The following is a 15124-nucleotide window of genomic DNA, read 5'->3' as shown; positions in this document are numbered from 1 at the left end:
GCCATGACAAAGAACGAGATGCCCCCGATTCACGACTCCCACGAGGAGCTGTGCGGGGGCATCCGTGCTTTAAATTTTAGGGTTGATAAGGGGTCGGACGTCCCGCCCTACTCCCAGCTGCGGCGGGCTATTATTGCGGCACGGGCTTCCGGCGCTCTGGCTGCCGGTGACCGGCTACCGCCCATGCGGGCGCTAGCTGCCGAAACAGGTCTTGCAGTAAACACGGTGGCGAAGGCCTACAAGGAGCTGGAAGCCGCCGGCGCCATTGAAACGCACGGCCGGGCAGGGTCCTTTATTACGGCCCTCGACTCAACCGCGCACAAGGCACAGACCCTAACCGAAAAGTACATTACAGCCATGCGCAAACTGGGCTTTGAAGACCAGCAGATCCACGAGACTCTGGATCATATGCTGGGGTTCGAAAGCTAGAACCCATTAGACTCAAGAGTCTCTGCAAACCTCACCAGCCCAATTTTTCTCAACCCCACCAGATACTCCGTGTGAGTTACCTCTGGGTTCTTCATGTCTCGCACAATGTCTTCAGCAATTTGTTTGATTCTCTGCGGGTTCAGTGCAAACCGGTCGCAGAGAAAATCATCTGGATGAACGGCCCTCACATCAAATGGAGCTAAAGTCTCTTCAGGGAAGTCTTTCAGATTAAAAGTAACGATAAAGTCAGCACGAGCTCGAACTGCTGCTGCTAAAACATGGCGATCTTTAGGGTCGTTACCCATCTGATGTATCAGCGATTCATACTCACAAACTTCTGCATCTGGGAAGTATTTCTGCATATTTCTCACGCGCTTCTCAGCCTGCCCAGGCGTTCGCATGAACGCTGTCTGCAAGTTGCGTTCTACTTCCTCTAGAATCCCATGCGACCAGAGGGGCCTGTACTCTTTTGCATCTGCTAGGCGCAGAAGTAAGTCGCACGTTGGCATCGGTAGCAGTACACATGCATCGAGAACAGCAGATAGCCCAGACATTAAGATTTTCCTGACGGAATGCGAGTCTGCGCAAAGCTTGGAGGTAGGTCAAAGTAGCTACCGTCTGCTGATGATTCTTGCGTTTGTTCTTGGAGGAAAGCTTTACGCTCTCTTCGCTCTTTCTCTTCATACTGAATCAAGTCTGCGAGAAGCACACGGCGATGGCGGCCAACAGTAGTAAAGGGAATATCACCAGATTCGAGAATTTTTACGAGTGTTGGACGAGATATTTGGAGATAATCAGCAGCTTGCTGAGTGGTGAGCTTGGTATCGGTAGGCGTAATCGAAACAGCCTTGTTATGGGCTAAGGCATCAACGATGGTTGTTAGTGTGTCATATAAGAGGAAGGGAATGACCTGTTTTTTACCGTCTGGCGATAGCAGCGCAGGCTGAGCCCCCTCATCCTCACTAGAAGCGCTGTGCAAAAAAGAAAAAAGTAGTTCTAAGTCTGCTTCATGAAAGGTGGAGGGTTCAAGAATAGAACGCTGATTATTCTGAGTGACGGTCATGCCACCACTATAGCACTATTCGAAATATTCGAAATGTTATAGTGTTTGCCTGTAGTGGCAGCCCGTTGGGCAGTAGTGGCTGCGGTTGCTGCGGCTAGCCCAGCGGGCGGCGGTGCGACGACGGTGGGCCCGATGCCGCTTAGCCTCTAACTGCCGCCAGATATTCAGCACCTTAGCTTTCGCCCACACGTTCAGGCGGTGGGCCCAGTGGAATTCGGTGCCCCACAGACTCATGCCCATGAAGATGAAAAGCCAGCCGGGGCCGGGCGTCACCAGCATGATAATACCGGCGACGATGCACAAAAAACCTAGCCCAATAATGAGCAGGCGGTAGAGCAGAAGCAGGGCGGCGTGCCGCCCCATAAAGGCGCGAAAGCGCTCCATACGCCGGTGTAGGCGTCCGCCCTGCCCGCTCTCGATTTCTTTCTCTAGGCTCATGACGCCCCTGCGTTAGAGAGTAAACCCAACGACAACAGGCTCAGGGACCAGGCGCACCCCGAAGCTTTCCTCAACCCCGGCTCGCACAGCGCGGGCGATGGCCGCGATATCGGCGGTCGAGGCGCCACCACGGTTGGTGATAGCTAGGGTGTGCTTGGTAGAAAGCGACGCTCTGCCACCGGCAAGCTCCGCTGCCTCGCCCTCAAGTCCGAAGCCCTTATCGAACCCGGCGTGCTGGATCAGCCAGGCGGCAGAGAGCTTGACCATGCCTTCCAGGGGTTCACCGGCGGGGGTGGTTGCCGGGTAGCGGGGGGCGTCCTGGGGGAGCTGGGCTGCGACGTCCTGCCCCACGATGGGGTTGGTGAAGAAGGAGCCGGTGGAGTAGGTGTCGCGGTCGGTGGCGTCCAGCACCATGCCCTTGCCGGCGCGCAGGCGCAGCACGGTTTCGCGCACCAGGCGGGAGTCGGCGCGCTCCCCCACCTCAACGCCCAGCTGGCGGGCCAGCTCAGCGTAGCGGACGGGGGCGGACTGGGAGCCGTGCGGCAGCTGGAAGTCTACGGTCAGCACCACGTAGCGGGGAGACCCGTTGACGGTGGACTGTTTGAGAATCGAGTCGCGGTAGGCGAACTTCAAGTCGGCGTTAGCGAAGGTCTTGTAGCCGCCGGTTTCACGGTCCCAGGTGCGAACCGAGGCGATGGTGTGGGCGACCTCAGAGCCGTAGGCCCCCACGTTCTGCACGGGGGTGGCGCCCACGGTGCCGGGAATACCTGAGAGGGCCTCAATACCGGAGAGCTCGTTCTCTACGGCGTAGGCTACCAGGTCGTCCCAGGTGTGGCCTGCCTGCACGCGCAGGGTGGTGCCGCCGCAGGCGTAGTCGCTCACGGTTTCAATACCGGTTGAAGCGATGTGCACCACTGCCCCGTTAAAGCCCTCATCGGCTATCAGCAGGTTAGAGCCCCCGCCCACCACCAGCAGGTCTTCTCCTGCACGGTCGGCGGCGGTTACGGCATCAATAATCTCCTGCTCGCTGGTGGCCTCAACGAAGAGACGGGCGGGGCCACCCACAGCGGCAGTGGTCAGTTCACTTAAAAGCTTGTCAGTCACGGTGCCCATTCTACCGGCTTAGCCCGGGTGCCGCCTGCGAGCGTGCTCACCGGGCGCTGGGAGCTGGGCGCGGGCGTCCTGGCGGCTAACGCCCCTAGAGCTTTTCGGTGTGGACGGTGTTGCCCGGCTTCTTGGGTTCCAGCTGGCTGGTGAGCAGTAGGGACACAACCACAAAAACCAGCACGGCGAGCAGGCCGTTGCGGATGCCAAAGTGCTCCCCCAGCAGGCCCAGCAGGGGCGGGCCGCCCAGGAAGGCCGCATAGCCGATAGTTGAGACAACGGAGACGCGGACGGCGGCCTTGAGCGGGTCGTCCGAGGCAGCTGACATGCCGGTCGGGAAGCCGAGGGAGGCTCCCAGGCCCCAGACCAGCAGGCCAACAAAGCCCAGGGGCACGGTAGGGGCGAAGATGAAGAGGGCCAGGCCGATAATGGCGAGCGAGCAGGTGGTGCGGAGCACCGGCACCCGGCCAAAGCGGTTAAGCAGGGCGGTGCCGCCAAAACGCCCCACCATCATGGCCACTACAAAGGTGAAGTAGCCGAGGGACCCGATGGTGTTGCTGGTGCCGTAGTCGTGGGTGAGGGCGAGTGCGACCCAGTCGTTGGCGGAGCCTTCGGCCAGTGCCATGCCCAGTACGAAGAGGCCGATGAGGATGGTGTGTTTATCGCGCCAGGCGTCGCGCACCCGGTAGGAGCCGACGGCGGCGATGGCCTGGGTGTCGTCCTGGCCGTAGTTTTCACTGTGGCAGAACTTGAGGGAGATGAGGACGAGGGCAGCAACTGCTAACGCGAAATAGGCCATGTGGACGACGAAGGGCACGCCCAGGCGGGTATCGAGTGTGCCGATGGCGGCACCTGCTACGGTGCCGATCGAGAAGAAACCGTGCATGATGGGGGTAACGTAGCGCCCCAGTGCCCGCTCGTTGGCTACGCCCTGCACGTTGGAGGCCACGTTGGAGACAGCGCTACCTAAGCCCTGAAGCATGAGGCCGAGCAGGGTTACGGGAACGCTGGCGAGGTGGACGCCCAGGCCGATCAGGAGCATGCCGGTGACGGTGGTGATGTAGGCTGCCGCGATACAGCGGATAGCGCCGAAACGGGCAACGAAGGCACCTGAGAAGCTCACGGCGCAGAAGGAGCCGATGGTCATACCCAGCAGCAGCAAGCCCATGGGACCGGAGCTCAGCCCCAGCCCGTTAGCCACATCGGGCAGGCGGGTCAGCAGGGCAGAAACCACTAAACCGCTAGCAAAGAAAAGCCCCAGCACAGCCCTGTACCAGGTCTTAATCTGCCGGTCGGAAAGCTGGGTGCGGGGGTTATGTGCCATGGTGGGTAAGGTCAATTCTCTCGTAGTAAAGCTAAGAGGGCATGTCAGTGTGTTTGTGTCCTGCTGTCTATTCTAGTGGTCGTGCACAACAAGGCGCCCGCTCAATCTCTGAACGGGCGCCTTTAGTGCGCAAGGTGGGGGCTATACTAGGCAAGCTTCACGAGTGCCTGGGCCTTCATCAGCACCTTCTGCTCCTTGCCCTCGGTGTCGGGGGCGGTGACGGTCAGGTCGATGCGGGCGGTGCGGGCGTCCGCGTCCAGGGCACCGACCTTACCGGCAACCGAGATGACGTTGCCACCGGTAGCAGGGGAGGCCGCGTCATCAGCATCGGGTACCGGAACCGGTTTGGAGAAGCGGGTCTGGTAGTCCACAATCGCACCGGCGTCGCCTACCCAGTCGGTCACCAGCTGCACGGCAGCGCCCATGGTGAACATGCCGTGGGCGATGACGCCGGGCAGACCCACAGCGGTTGCGAAGCGCTCGTTCCAGTGGATGGGGTTGAAGTCGCCGGACGCGCCCGCGTAGGCCACCAGGTCAGCGCGGGTGACAGGGATCTGACGGGCACCAATCTCGGTACCCTTTTCAAGGGAGTCAAAAGAGATAGCCATGGGTTAGTCCTCCGCCCGAACCAGCAGTGATGAGATGCAGGTGGCGACCTTTTCGCCCTCTACAGTGGTGATTTCTTCGCGGGTGGTCAGCATAGCGCCGGCTCCCATGACGCGCACGCTATCGACGTGCACCTCGGTCAGCAGCTCGTCCCCTGCCACGATTGGGCGGTGGTGGGTGAAGCGCTGGTCAGCGTGGACCACGCGGGAGAAGTCGATACCGGCTTCGGGGTCACCAATCAGGGCGGCGTCTGCCTTCTGGGCCAGAATAATAGCGAAGGTGGGCGGGGCGATCAGGTCGCTGTAGCCTGCGCTCTGGGCTGCCTGCACATCAAAGTGCAGGGGGCTGGTGGCCTTGACGGCAGCAGCGAATTCACGGATTTTCTCTCGCCCCACCGAATAGGGCTCAGTGGCCGGGTAAATGCGGCCCACGATCTCTTGGTTAATAGCCATAGAGACCACTCTACAAACAAAAAACCTGCCAAGCTAATGCTTGACAGGTTATCTGAGCCCCGACCGGGAATCGATCCCGGGACCTCCATCTTACCAAGATGGCGCTCTACCACTGAGCTATCGGGGCGTAGCGGTGGACGGGCTCGATCCGTCGACCTCACGATTATGAGTCGTGCGCTCTAACCAGCTGAGCTACACCGCCACGTATGAACTTTTGGGCTCATACAGAGCCCCGACCGGGAATCGATCCCGGGACCTCCATCTTACCAAGATGGCGCTCTACCACTGAGCTATCGGGGCAACAGATACTAGCTTACGATACAACCTTTGGAAGACGCAAATCTAGAACCTGTTTTTTGGGGTGTTCTAGGGCACAAGTTGAAATGGTGCCCTATGGGTAAGGTGGCGCAGGCTCGCAGCGAAGCTGCTGGCTCGGCGGCTGGCGTGAATCGCTTGTGAGCGTCAGCGAACCAGCGAGAGGGTCGGCAGCGAGCGCGAGCCTGCAGAACCTTATCCTTAGAACTTCTTGCGGCCCTTCTTCTTGCCGAAACGGTCGTCGCGGTCGAACTTTTTCTTTCCGCCAAAGCCGCGGTCGTCACGATCAAATTTCTTACCGTCGAACTTCTTCTTGCCGCCGAAGTCCTTCTTACCGAAGCCGCGGTCGTCACGGTCGAACTTGCGTCCGCCTCCGCCGCCCTTGGGGCCGCGGTCGCGCTTGATGTTGATGAATTCGCCGGCTACCTGGGTGTCGCGCAGGCGGTCGAAGAAGTCACCGGGCAGTTCTGCTTCGGGGAGGGAGACGATGGTGAAGTGCTGGCGGATGTCGATTGCGCCGACCTGCTTGCCCTTGAGGCCGCCTTCGTTGGTGAGGGCACCGACGATAGCTGCGGGTGAGACGTGGGATGAGCGGCCTACGTTGAGCTTGAAGTCGACCATGCCTTCTTCGGAGTGGCGGCGGCCGCCGCGGGGCTTGTCGTCGCGGTCGAAGTCGCGGTCGAAGTCGCGGTCACGGTCGCGCTTCTTGCTCTTGGGTTCGGGCATTTCTTCGGCTAGGAAGGGGCGGCCCTGCTGGGCGATGACGGCCAGGGCTGCTGCGATTTCTTCGCCTTCAACATCGTGTTCGTTGGCGTAGGCGTCGATGAGTTCGCGGAAGAAGCTGAGGTCTTCGGTTTCGATGGTGTCGGTGATCTGCTGGGCGAACTTCTGCTTGCGGTTGGCGTTGACGTCTTCAACGGTGGGCATGTGCATCTGTTCGACCTGCTGGCGGGTTGCCTTTTCGATCTGGCGGAGCATGTACTTTTCACGCGGGGTCATGAAGAGGATGGCTTCGCCGGCGCGGCCTGCGCGGCCGGTTCGGCCGATGCGGTGCACGTAGGATTCGGTGTCGTGGGGGATGTCGAAGTTGACGACCAGGGAGATACGCTCGACGTCGAGGCCGCGGGCGGCAACGTCGGTGGCAACCAGGATGTCGATGCGGCCATCGCGCAGGGCTTCAACAGTGCGTTCGCGCTGGTTCTGGGGAATATCGCCGTTGATGGCGGCAGCCTGGTAGCCGCGGGCCTTGAGCTTGTCAGCGACTTCTTCGGTTTCTTTCTTGGTGCGGACGAAGGCGATGATGCCGTCGTAGTCTTCGACCTCAAGTACGCGGGTCATGGCTTCGAGCTTGTGGGAGTGCATGACCTGCATGTAGCGCTGGCGGATGTTGGCGCTGGTGGTGGTCTTTGACTTGACGCGTACCTCTGCGGGGTCGTTGAGGTACTGCTCAGCGATCTTGCGGATGGTCTTGGGCATGGTTGCTGAGAAGAGGGCAACCTGCTTGGAGTCGGGGGTGTCTGCCAGGATCTGTTCTACGTCTTCGGCGAAGCCCATGCGGAGCATTTCGTCAGCTTCGTCCAGTACCAGGTACTGCAGGTTGGAGAGGTCCAGGGAGCCCTTTTTCAGGTGGTCGATGACGCGGCCGGGGGTACCGACAACGACCTGGGCGCCGCGTTTGAGGCCCGCCAGCTGGGGGCCGTAGGGTGAGCCGCCGTAGACGGGCAGCACGGTGAAGTCGGGCATTTCGGTTGCGTAGGACGAGAAGGCTTCGGCAACCTGCAGGGCCAGTTCGCGGGTGGGGGCTAGGACGAGCACCTGGGTGTCTTTGGAGACACCGTTGATGTCGGCCAGTTCTGCCAGGGTTGAGAGGGCAGGTAGGGCGAAGGCTGCGGTCTTGCCGGTGCCGGTCTGGGCTAGGCCGACGACGTCGCGGCCTTCAAGCAGCAGGGGGATGGTTTCAGCCTGGATGGGTGAGGGCTTTTCGTAGCCGACCTTTTCGAGGGCTGCCAGGACGCGGGCATCCAGGCCCAGGTCGGTGAAGCGGGTGCCGCCGTCCTCGTCCTTTTCTACCTGCTGGGTGGGGGCATCTACAACCGGTTCCTGGAAGATGGCGTCGGTTGCGGTTTCTGCGTTAACGGCAGTATTTTCAGTCAATGTTGTCCTCATCGAGTGGGGTTTCAGCACTCTCACTGAGGTGGAGGTGCTGTACGGGGTGTCCCCGTGGAATGCTCGCGAGGGGCCTCAAAGATCAGAGGTCTTCGGTTCGTGGGCGCTGGCTATCAGGGGTGCGCGCTTGGGCGAGCTGATTACACATCAGGTTCTCTAGTCGAAGGTTCAACGGTCTGCTTAGCCTAAGTATGTTCGTTGAACGCGCGTGGCCCTGTGGTTGTGTGCCAGTAGCGGGCGTGGGCGCTGAAGAGAAATGGTCGGGGGTTCCCGAGTCTTACGTTTTCAACTCTACCCTAGTTTGGGCGTTTTGGGCCCGGGTGGTGATAGAGGGTACAGCTAGCGGGTGCGGACGGCGATGTCGATGGTGCCGATGGTGCGGTAGTGAACATAGGTGGCGGTACCGTAGCGGTCGGTGGCGTAGGCAACGGCGCTGCTGGGCGGGTTGCCGCCCCAGGCGCTGCCAAGTTTGTCGACGAGCACGTAGTCGGGGCCGGGTTCCCCGGAGTGGCCAATCCAGTAGGCGGTGTGGTTGGGCACCAGGTAGGTGAGGACGGAGAGGTCGGCAGCTACGGTGGCGCCTTCTGGGATAGCGGCGACGGCTTCAGCCTTCATCTGGTCAGTGGTGGAAGGCTCTGTGGTGGCAAAGTCCGGGTCAGCCAGCTGGGCCAGGGGCTGGTTGGGCAGGATTCCTAGGCTGATGATGAGGGCGAGCGCGGGCAGGGCTACCGGGGCGCGGTGGCGTAGGGTTGCAAGGATTGTGCGGACGGTGCGTCCGGCGGGTGTTGCCCCGAGCCGGTAGGCGGGGAGGTGCGTACGGGCGACGGCTCGGGCAAGCACATCGAGCAGGGCGGTGAAGACGATGGGCATGAGCACGAGGTTGTAGTGCCAGGTAGGTTCCCAGTAGCCCTCTTGGGGTGAAAGGAAACGCCAGATGAGGGTGGGGGCGGCGATGAGGGCGAGGGGGCTGGTGGTCCAGGCCAGGACGCCGGTGAGCAGGAGCAGGCCGAGGGTGGCGGTTTTTTGCCAGGGGTAGACGAGCTGGGCGAAGGCGCCGAGGGGGTCGCCGATAGCTGCTGCGATGTCGAGTTTGTCGGAGTAGTCGAAGACTCCTGCGGTGTTGAAGTGGGGCAGGATAAGGCCGATGGCGAGCAGGGGCCAGACTATGCCCCAGAGCATGAGTAGGCTGGCTTCGGCGACCGCGGGGGTGTTGACCCAGGAACGCAGCAGGGTACGGTAGCGTTCGCGGCGGGGGCGTACCGGGGCGGACACCGAGGGGAAGGCTATGCTGCTGGCGGTTGAGAACCAGCCGGTGCGGGCCAGGGCAACGAGCCCGATCACGAAAACCGTGATGCCGACGTCCTCTTTGACGAAGACCAGAGGGGCTGCCCAGTAGATGGAGCGGCGCAGCAGGGGGGCGGGGGCGCCCGTCAAGCGGGTCATGGCCAGGTAGCCCAGGCTCATGACGAGCAGGGGCAGGGCGAAGGCAACCTCGTGAAATTGAACGGCTACAGCCTGCTGAATACCGAAGCTCAGGGCGTAGGCAAGGCCCAGGGCCAGGGCTGCCCAGGGGGCCAGGATTCGCTGGGCAAAACGCACTAGCAGGTAGACAGATAGGGCGACCAGCCCGTTTTGCACATAGAGCAGGGTGGCGGGTGTAGGCCAGAGCCAGTAGAAGGGAGTCAGTAGCACCGTGACGGGGTGGAAGTGGTCCCCCAGCAGGTTGAACCCCTCCCCCTTGATCGGCACAATCGGGGCCTGCCCTGAGGCATATGCCTTAGCCAGCTGCGAGAAGATACCCAGATCCCAGGAGGGCACCACGTAGTGCCGCCACTGCAGCCAGGAGTAGACGCTGTAGAGGGCAAAGACAGCTAGGGCCAGGGCTGCAGCGCTGATACGCGCCCTGATGGGGTGGGCTTCTGCTGGCAGTAGGGGGGAGCTCATGCGCCTTCTTCGTCTGAGGTTGGGGTGGGCGCCACGGGTGCGGCGTCTTGTACGAGTATAGACAGCAAAGTGGTTCTGTGGGTCGGGTAGAGCGGGTGTGAGACGATGGTGAGCATGTTGCGCGCGCATTTTGTTCTGGAACCAACCCATCGGGTACACCTGGGCCAGACCTTTGCGTCCCTACAGCACGGAGCCTTTGACCCCCTCTTTCGTCAGGTAGCCGGGCCTGCTGGCCCTGTTTTTTGGGCGACTGCCCGCGAAGCTGGGGTGGGTCTGCTTGTTCGTTTTGCCAGGACGCACCCCGCCGACCTGCGCGCCCCAATTGAGGTAACGATTTGGGCGGGTGCCAGCTCCCCTAGCGGTACATCATCTGCGTCCGCCCTGGAAGCTTTTGCGGCTCGCGTGCCGGGCTGGGTGGGTGAGCAGGACCGCTGGGCCGGCTTCTACGCCTCAGAGGCCTGGGGGCAGCTGCCAGCTAGGCTGGTGCGGGCACGGGCCGAGGCACCGGGGCTGCGGCTACCCTCTGTTGGCCTGCTCTCGCAAAACCTGCTACTCGCCATCACCGAACAACGAGTCACCGGCATCGAGGCTATGGGAGGTATGCGGGCCCTGCTACGCCAGTACGGTGAACCAGCTCCTGCAACCGGGCTCCCCGACCAGCCGCCGGGGCTTGTTATCTTCCCGCAGGCGTCCACCTTTGCCCAGATTCCTGACTGGGCCTACCACCGCGCCGGCTTTGACCGCTCCCGCTCATCTGCCATGGTGCACTATGCGAACCGGGCTGAGTCCTTCGAACGGTTTGCCTCCCAGCACAGCGTGAGCGAACTCGCCCGGGCGCTGAACTCGGTTCCCGGTATTGGCCCCTGGACCATCGCAGAAACCCTGCAACGCTACTGCGGCCACCCCGATGCCGTCAGCGTGGGCGACTACCACCTTGCCCACCACGTCACCTACGCCTTCGATGGTACCCGCGGCGATGACGCCCGCATGGTAGAGCTACTTACTCCCTATGCCGGGCACCGCCAGCGGGTCGTGGCCCTCATTAAGGCCGCCGGGATCAGCGAACCGCGCCGCGGCCCCCGATACGCCCCGCAGGATATGCGCTCCTTCTAAGACGAAGTCGCCCTCCCCCAGTTAGGGGGAGGGCGACTTATATAAAGAAAGTTAGTGGCCTTAGGCCTGCTCAGCCTGGGCTGCTTCAGCCTCGGCAACCTGCTTGTGCACCTCGGCCATATCCAGACCCTTGACCGCGTCGATAATCTGGTCGAACTGCTGGGCATTCAGGGCGCCGGGCTGAGAGAAGACGAGAACGCCCTCGCGGAAGCCCATGATGGTGGGGATAGAGGTGATACCTGCTGCGGCGGCCAGCTGCTGCTGGTCTTCGGTGTCGACCTTGCCGAAGGTGATATCGGCGTGCTTTTCAGAAGCAGCTTCGAAGATGGGGCCGAACTGCTTGCAGGGGCCGCACCAATCGGCCCAGAAGTCGAGGAAGAGAATATCTGAGTTTTCGACGTTCTGGGTCAGGTTTTCCTGGGTAATTTCAATGGTTGCCATGACAAACACGCTACCGGTTTTATCGGGGCTTGTCTAAAGACTGTGGCCGGTTTCTCTGATAATGAAGCTAGCTCACCAGGGAATAAAAAATCCCGCCTCGTGTGAGGCGGGATTTTTGCTGTGGCAGATGAGGGATTTGAACCCCCGTAGGCAATGCCAGCTGATTTACAGTCAGCCCCCTTTGGCCGCTCGGGTAATCTGCCGTATTCAATTTCTTGAATGTGTTCGTTTGAGCGAACAGTAGAATACTTTACACACTTTTAGGCAGCTTGCCAAACCGAAAGTAGCTTTTGTTGCAAAGACCACTTAAGCGGGCCGACCGGCGCGCTGTGAGAGCGGACGCCGGTCGGGGTAAGGCTAGTTGGATGCAGAGCTTGCCGCCAGGGCTTCTTGCTCTAGCAGGAGCGATATTTCAAGGTTTTCTAGGTAGGCATAAGCCTGGTCGGGGGTGCACATGCCGCCACGAATTTCGCGGGAGAGGTTTTCTTTCACGCCCTCGAATCTAGCGACCAAATCAGCATCGTGCAGGGTTTGACCTAGCCCACGGGTAAAATCTGGGACCCGTTCGACTTCAGGCGAGCCGCTGCCCGCCGGGGCAGTCGCATCGGCGGCAGTAAAGCCGTCTGCCACTAAATCTGCAAGGAGAGCCTCGTAGGCTCGCTGCATGGTCTCGTCAGTTACAGCTAGTACCTGGTGCGCTGCCGGAGTGGTTCCTGAGCCGGGCCGTACGCCGGCTGCAGCGTGGGCAGCTGTTTTCTTTTCAGCCATAGCTTCATCCTCCCAAACCAAGATGAACTTTAGCTGAGAATGGTGTCACAGTTTCATAACGATTGCGATAACCTGCATAGCCCCCGCAAAACAGGGTACCTTTGTAGGTAAGCGCCCCTCACCCGCTAGCGGTCTACAGGGGCACGGTCACCTATCTACAAGCAAAGAGGTAAGCACCCGTGGCAAGCGATTCATCATTCGACGTTGTTTCAAAGGTCGACAAGCAGGAAGTTTCTAACGCCCTCAACCAGGCCCAGAAGGAAGTAGCCCAGCGCTACGACTTCCGCGGTGTCGGCGCTGAAATTGATTTCTCCGGCGAAAAGATCCTGATTAAGGCCAACTCCGAGGAGCGCGCCCTGGCCGTGCTCGATGTCTTCCAGTCCAAGCTGGTCAAGCGCGGCATCTCGCTCAAGTCCCTGGATTCCGGCGACCCCTACGCTTCTGGCAAGGAATACCGCATTGAGTCCTCTATCAAGGAGGGTATCGCCCAGGACCAGGCCAAGAAAATCTCTAAGCTCATTCGCGAAGAGGGCCCCAAGTCGGTCAAGGCTACCATTCAGGGCGATGAGCTGCGCGTAACCTCCAAGTCCCGCGATGACCTGCAGGACGTCATTGCCCTACTCAAGGGCGCCGACCTTGAGGTTGACCTGCAGTTCGTCAACTACCGCTAGGCACCTGCCCCATAGGGGCGTCCGCACCTAGATATAAGGCTCCCCACCTGCCCGGGCAGGTGGGGAGCTCTTCTTTAACCTGTTCAGATTTGTACGGTCAACTTTCAGTCAGCGTGACCTGAAGTCTAGAGCTGCCCGTTCTGACGAGCCATATTTTCGAGTCGGGCGATACGGTCAGCCATGGGCGGGTGGGTAGCCATCAGGTTCTTAATCGAACCACCGCCTCGGAAGGGGTTAGCAATCATCATGGAGGCAGCGCCTGCGGTCTGGCGGTTCTCGGGGTTCATGGGGTAGCGTGACACCCCGTTTTCCAGCTTGTGCAGGGCGGATGCCAGTGCCAGCGGGTCGCCGGTGAGGCGGGCGCCGTCCTCGTCGGCATCGTATTCGCGGGTGCGGCTAATGGCCATCTGCATGACGGCTGAGGCCAGGGGCGCCAGGAAGGCGATGAGCAGGGTGAAGATGAGGCCGCCACCGCGGTTTTCTTCGCGGTTACCGCCAAACATGGCGCCGAAGGTAGCGAACTGGGCGATAGTACCGATGACGGATGCGATAGCGGCGGCAATTGAACCGGTCAGAATATCGCGGTTGTAAACGTGCATGAGCTCATGGCCAATCACACCGCGCATCTCGCGCTCATCGAGTAGCTGCAGAATACCCTCGGTGCAACAGACCGCGGCATTCTGAGGGTTACGGCCAGTAGCGAAGGCGTTGGGGGTCATGGTCGGGGCAACGTAGAGCTTGGGCATGGGCTGGTTTGCCTTAGCGGAGAGCTCTTCAACGATGGCATAGAGGCCAGGAATCTGCTCGCGGGTAACCGGGTAGGCGTTCATGGAGCGGATAGCGAGCTTGTCGGAGTTCCAGTAGGTGTAGGCTACGGTACCTACACCGATCAGGCCGAAGAGCACAATAAAGATTGAACTTCGGGTGAAGTAGGCCAGGCCTGCGCCAATGAGGAGCAGGAAACCTACCATCGACCCCAAGAGCAGGGCTGTTTTGAGGCCGTTGTTATGGCTGTGCATAAAAGAGTCCTTTCGTTGGGGCTTGATTACCAGAGTAGATGTTCTAGCTGGGATATCCCCGGTGTTCCGCTAGAGGCTTGAGAAAAGCGCCTGCTGTATCTCGTACGAGAAGCAGCAGACGCTTTTATCTAGTAGCACGTGATGTCTTGAATCTTACTGAGGCCGAGGTAGCCTTCGAGCAGGTAGGCGGCATACGGAGATTCGATAAGGACGGGCGGCAAGTAGGTGGCGAAACCGGAGGGCCAGTTGGCGCCTTCAGTGTCAGTGACGATAAAGGTGATCATGCACATCCGGTTATCTCCGATGGGCTGACCAATAGCGCCCCACGGTATTGATGCTATGAGCTGGTAGTAGTCAGCACTTCCCTGCCAGGAATCATAGTCTGGAATTGTCGGCTCTACCGGAACGGTCGGGTCAACCGGGTCAGTTGGGTCAGTCGGTTCAACCGGAACAACCGGGTCAGCCGGTTCAACTGGCTCGACAGGATCAGTAGGCTCACCCGGGTCAGTTGGGTTAGTCGGTTTAACCTGAACAATCGGGTCAGCCGGTTCAACTGGCTCGACAGGATCAGTAGGCTCAACCGGAACAGTCGGGTCAGTCGGATTGACCGGGTCAGTCGGGTCGACGGGAATCGTGGGGTCGACAGGGTCAACCGGAACAGTCGGGTCGGTAGGTTCAACTGGCTCGACAGGATCAGTAGGCTCAACCGGAACGGTCGGGTCGGTAGGTTCAACTGGCTCTACCGGAGTGGTCGGGTCAGTTGGGTCAACAGGTTCTACCGGATCAGTAGGTTCTACCGGAACGGTCGGTTCAACCGGGTCAACAGGATCTACCGGAACAGTAGGTTCAACGGGAAGCGTGGGGTCGACAGGCTCAACCGGGTCAGTAGGTTCAACCGGGTCAGTTGGGTTAACAGGGTCAGTAGGTTCAACGGGAACCGTGGGGTCAACAGGCTCTACCGGAACAATCGGGTCGGTCGGTTCAACTGGCTCGACCGGAGTGGTCGGGTCAGTTGGGTCAACAGGTTCTACCGGATCAGTAGGTTCTACCGGAACGGTCGGCTCAGCCGGAACAATCGGGTCGGTAGGTTCAACTGGCTCGACCGGAGTGGTCGGGTCAGTCGGGTCAACAGGAACCGTTGGGTCAACAGGCTCAACCGGGTCAACAGGCTCAACCGGAACAGTCGGGTCGGTAGGTTCAACTGGCTCGACCGGAGTGGTCGGGTCAGTTGGGTCAACAGGTTCTACCGGATCAGTAGGTTCTACCGGAAC

Annotated in this window: 16 protein-coding genes and 4 tRNA genes; 3 read left to right on the top strand and 17 right to left on the bottom strand. The window is 60.4% G+C overall.

The genetic code is table 11. The features are described 5' to 3' along the window. Positions 1-3 precede the first annotated feature (3 nt). The gene (locus ACED88_RS01190) at positions 4-429 is read left to right on the top strand and encodes a GntR family transcriptional regulator (protein ID WP_237184926.1); all 426 of its coding nucleotides are present in this window, start codon (positions 4-6) and stop codon (positions 427-429) included. Here ACED88_RS01190 and ACED88_RS01185 read toward each other — a convergent pair. The 12 genes from ACED88_RS01185 to ACED88_RS01130 all read right to left on the bottom strand — a co-directional run bounded on the left by ACED88_RS01185 (position 426) and on the right by ACED88_RS01130 (position 9841). After that, the gene (locus ACED88_RS01185) at positions 426-983 is read right to left on the bottom strand and encodes a PIN domain-containing protein (RefSeq protein ID WP_272878566.1); all 558 of its coding nucleotides are present in this window, start codon (positions 981-983) and stop codon (positions 426-428) included. The genes ACED88_RS01190 and ACED88_RS01185 overlap by 4 nt on opposite strands. Continuing rightward, a complete protein-coding gene (locus ACED88_RS01180) occupies positions 983-1492 on the bottom strand; it encodes a helix-turn-helix domain-containing protein (RefSeq protein WP_237222552.1) in 510 nt (169 codons plus the stop codon). The genes ACED88_RS01185 and ACED88_RS01180 overlap by 1 nt, the downstream gene beginning before the upstream one ends. A 36-nt stretch (positions 1493-1528) precedes the next feature. Continuing rightward, a complete protein-coding gene (locus tag ACED88_RS01175) occupies positions 1529-1930 on the bottom strand; it encodes a PGPGW domain-containing protein (protein ID WP_237222551.1) in 402 nt (133 codons plus the stop codon). 12 nt (positions 1931-1942) lie between these two features. Then, on the bottom strand, positions 1943-3034 hold the full coding sequence (locus ACED88_RS01170) for a UDP-N-acetylmuramate dehydrogenase (RefSeq protein WP_449108505.1): 1092 nt from the start codon (positions 3032-3034) through the stop codon (positions 1943-1945). Positions 3035-3128: 94 nt separating this feature from the next. Further along, the gene (locus tag ACED88_RS01165) at positions 3129-4358 is read right to left on the bottom strand and encodes an MFS transporter (protein ID WP_449108504.1); all 1230 of its coding nucleotides are present in this window, start codon (positions 4356-4358) and stop codon (positions 3129-3131) included. A gap of 146 nt (positions 4359-4504) precedes the next feature. Beyond that, entirely contained in the window at positions 4505-4966 is a 462-nt protein-coding gene (locus ACED88_RS01160; RefSeq protein ID WP_449108503.1) for a MaoC family dehydratase, read from the bottom strand. 3 nt (positions 4967-4969) lie between these two features. Next, positions 4970-5416: an FAS1-like dehydratase domain-containing protein gene (locus ACED88_RS01155; RefSeq protein WP_449108502.1), complete on the bottom strand. Its 447-nt coding sequence runs from the start codon at positions 5414-5416 to the stop codon at positions 4970-4972. 55 nt (positions 5417-5471) lie between these two features. Then, a tRNA-Thr gene (locus ACED88_RS01150) sits at positions 5472-5543 on the bottom strand. A 1-nt stretch (position 5544) separates the two neighbouring features. After that, a tRNA-Met gene (locus ACED88_RS01145) sits at positions 5545-5618 on the bottom strand. A 26-nt stretch (positions 5619-5644) separates the two neighbouring features. Beyond that, positions 5645-5716 (bottom strand) — tRNA-Thr (locus ACED88_RS01140). A 216-nt stretch (positions 5717-5932) separates the two neighbouring features. Then, a complete protein-coding gene (locus ACED88_RS01135; RefSeq protein WP_449108501.1) occupies positions 5933-7897 on the bottom strand; it encodes a DEAD/DEAH box helicase in 1965 nt (654 codons plus the stop codon). Positions 7898-8236: 339 nt separating this feature from the next. Then, positions 8237-9841, bottom strand: a complete 1605-nt coding sequence (locus tag ACED88_RS01130; RefSeq protein WP_449108500.1) for a DUF2079 domain-containing protein — start codon at positions 9839-9841, stop codon at positions 8237-8239. 114 nt (positions 9842-9955) lie between these two features. On the opposite strand from ACED88_RS01130, the gene ACED88_RS01125 reads away from it, so the two are divergent. Further along, positions 9956-10954 (top strand): DNA-3-methyladenine glycosylase family protein, encoded by a 999-nt coding sequence (locus ACED88_RS01125; RefSeq protein ID WP_449108499.1) that lies wholly within the window; start codon positions 9956-9958, stop codon positions 10952-10954. Between the two features lie 60 nt (positions 10955-11014). On the opposite strand, the gene ACED88_RS01120 is transcribed toward ACED88_RS01125, so the two are convergent. The 3 genes from ACED88_RS01120 to ACED88_RS01110 form a co-directional block, all read right to left on the bottom strand. Then, positions 11015-11395, bottom strand: a complete 381-nt coding sequence (locus ACED88_RS01120) for a thioredoxin family protein (protein ID WP_135012472.1) — start codon at positions 11393-11395, stop codon at positions 11015-11017. 121 nt (positions 11396-11516) lie between these two features. Then, positions 11517-11598, bottom strand: a tRNA-Tyr gene (locus tag ACED88_RS01115). 154 nt (positions 11599-11752) lie between these two features. Then, the gene (locus ACED88_RS01110) at positions 11753-12163 is read right to left on the bottom strand and encodes a hypothetical protein (protein ID WP_449108498.1); all 411 of its coding nucleotides are present in this window, start codon (positions 12161-12163) and stop codon (positions 11753-11755) included. Between the two features lie 179 nt (positions 12164-12342). On the opposite strand from ACED88_RS01110, the gene ACED88_RS01105 reads away from it, so the two are divergent. After that, on the top strand, positions 12343-12834 hold the full coding sequence (locus ACED88_RS01105; protein WP_237184942.1) for a YajQ family cyclic di-GMP-binding protein: 492 nt from the start codon (positions 12343-12345) through the stop codon (positions 12832-12834). 125 nt (positions 12835-12959) lie between these two features. On the opposite strand, the gene htpX is transcribed toward ACED88_RS01105, so the two are convergent. Beyond that, positions 12960-13853: a zinc metalloprotease HtpX gene (gene htpX, locus ACED88_RS01100; protein ID WP_237184944.1), complete on the bottom strand. Its 894-nt coding sequence runs from the start codon at positions 13851-13853 to the stop codon at positions 12960-12962. 128 nt (positions 13854-13981) lie between these two features. Continuing rightward, positions 13982-15124 (bottom strand): hypothetical protein (locus ACED88_RS01095; RefSeq protein WP_449108497.1); only part of this gene is annotated, 1143 nt, incomplete at its 5' end.

The organism is Rothia sp. 11273D007AR (assembly GCF_053547255.1).
This window is presented reverse-complemented; position numbering and strand designations above follow the sequence as displayed.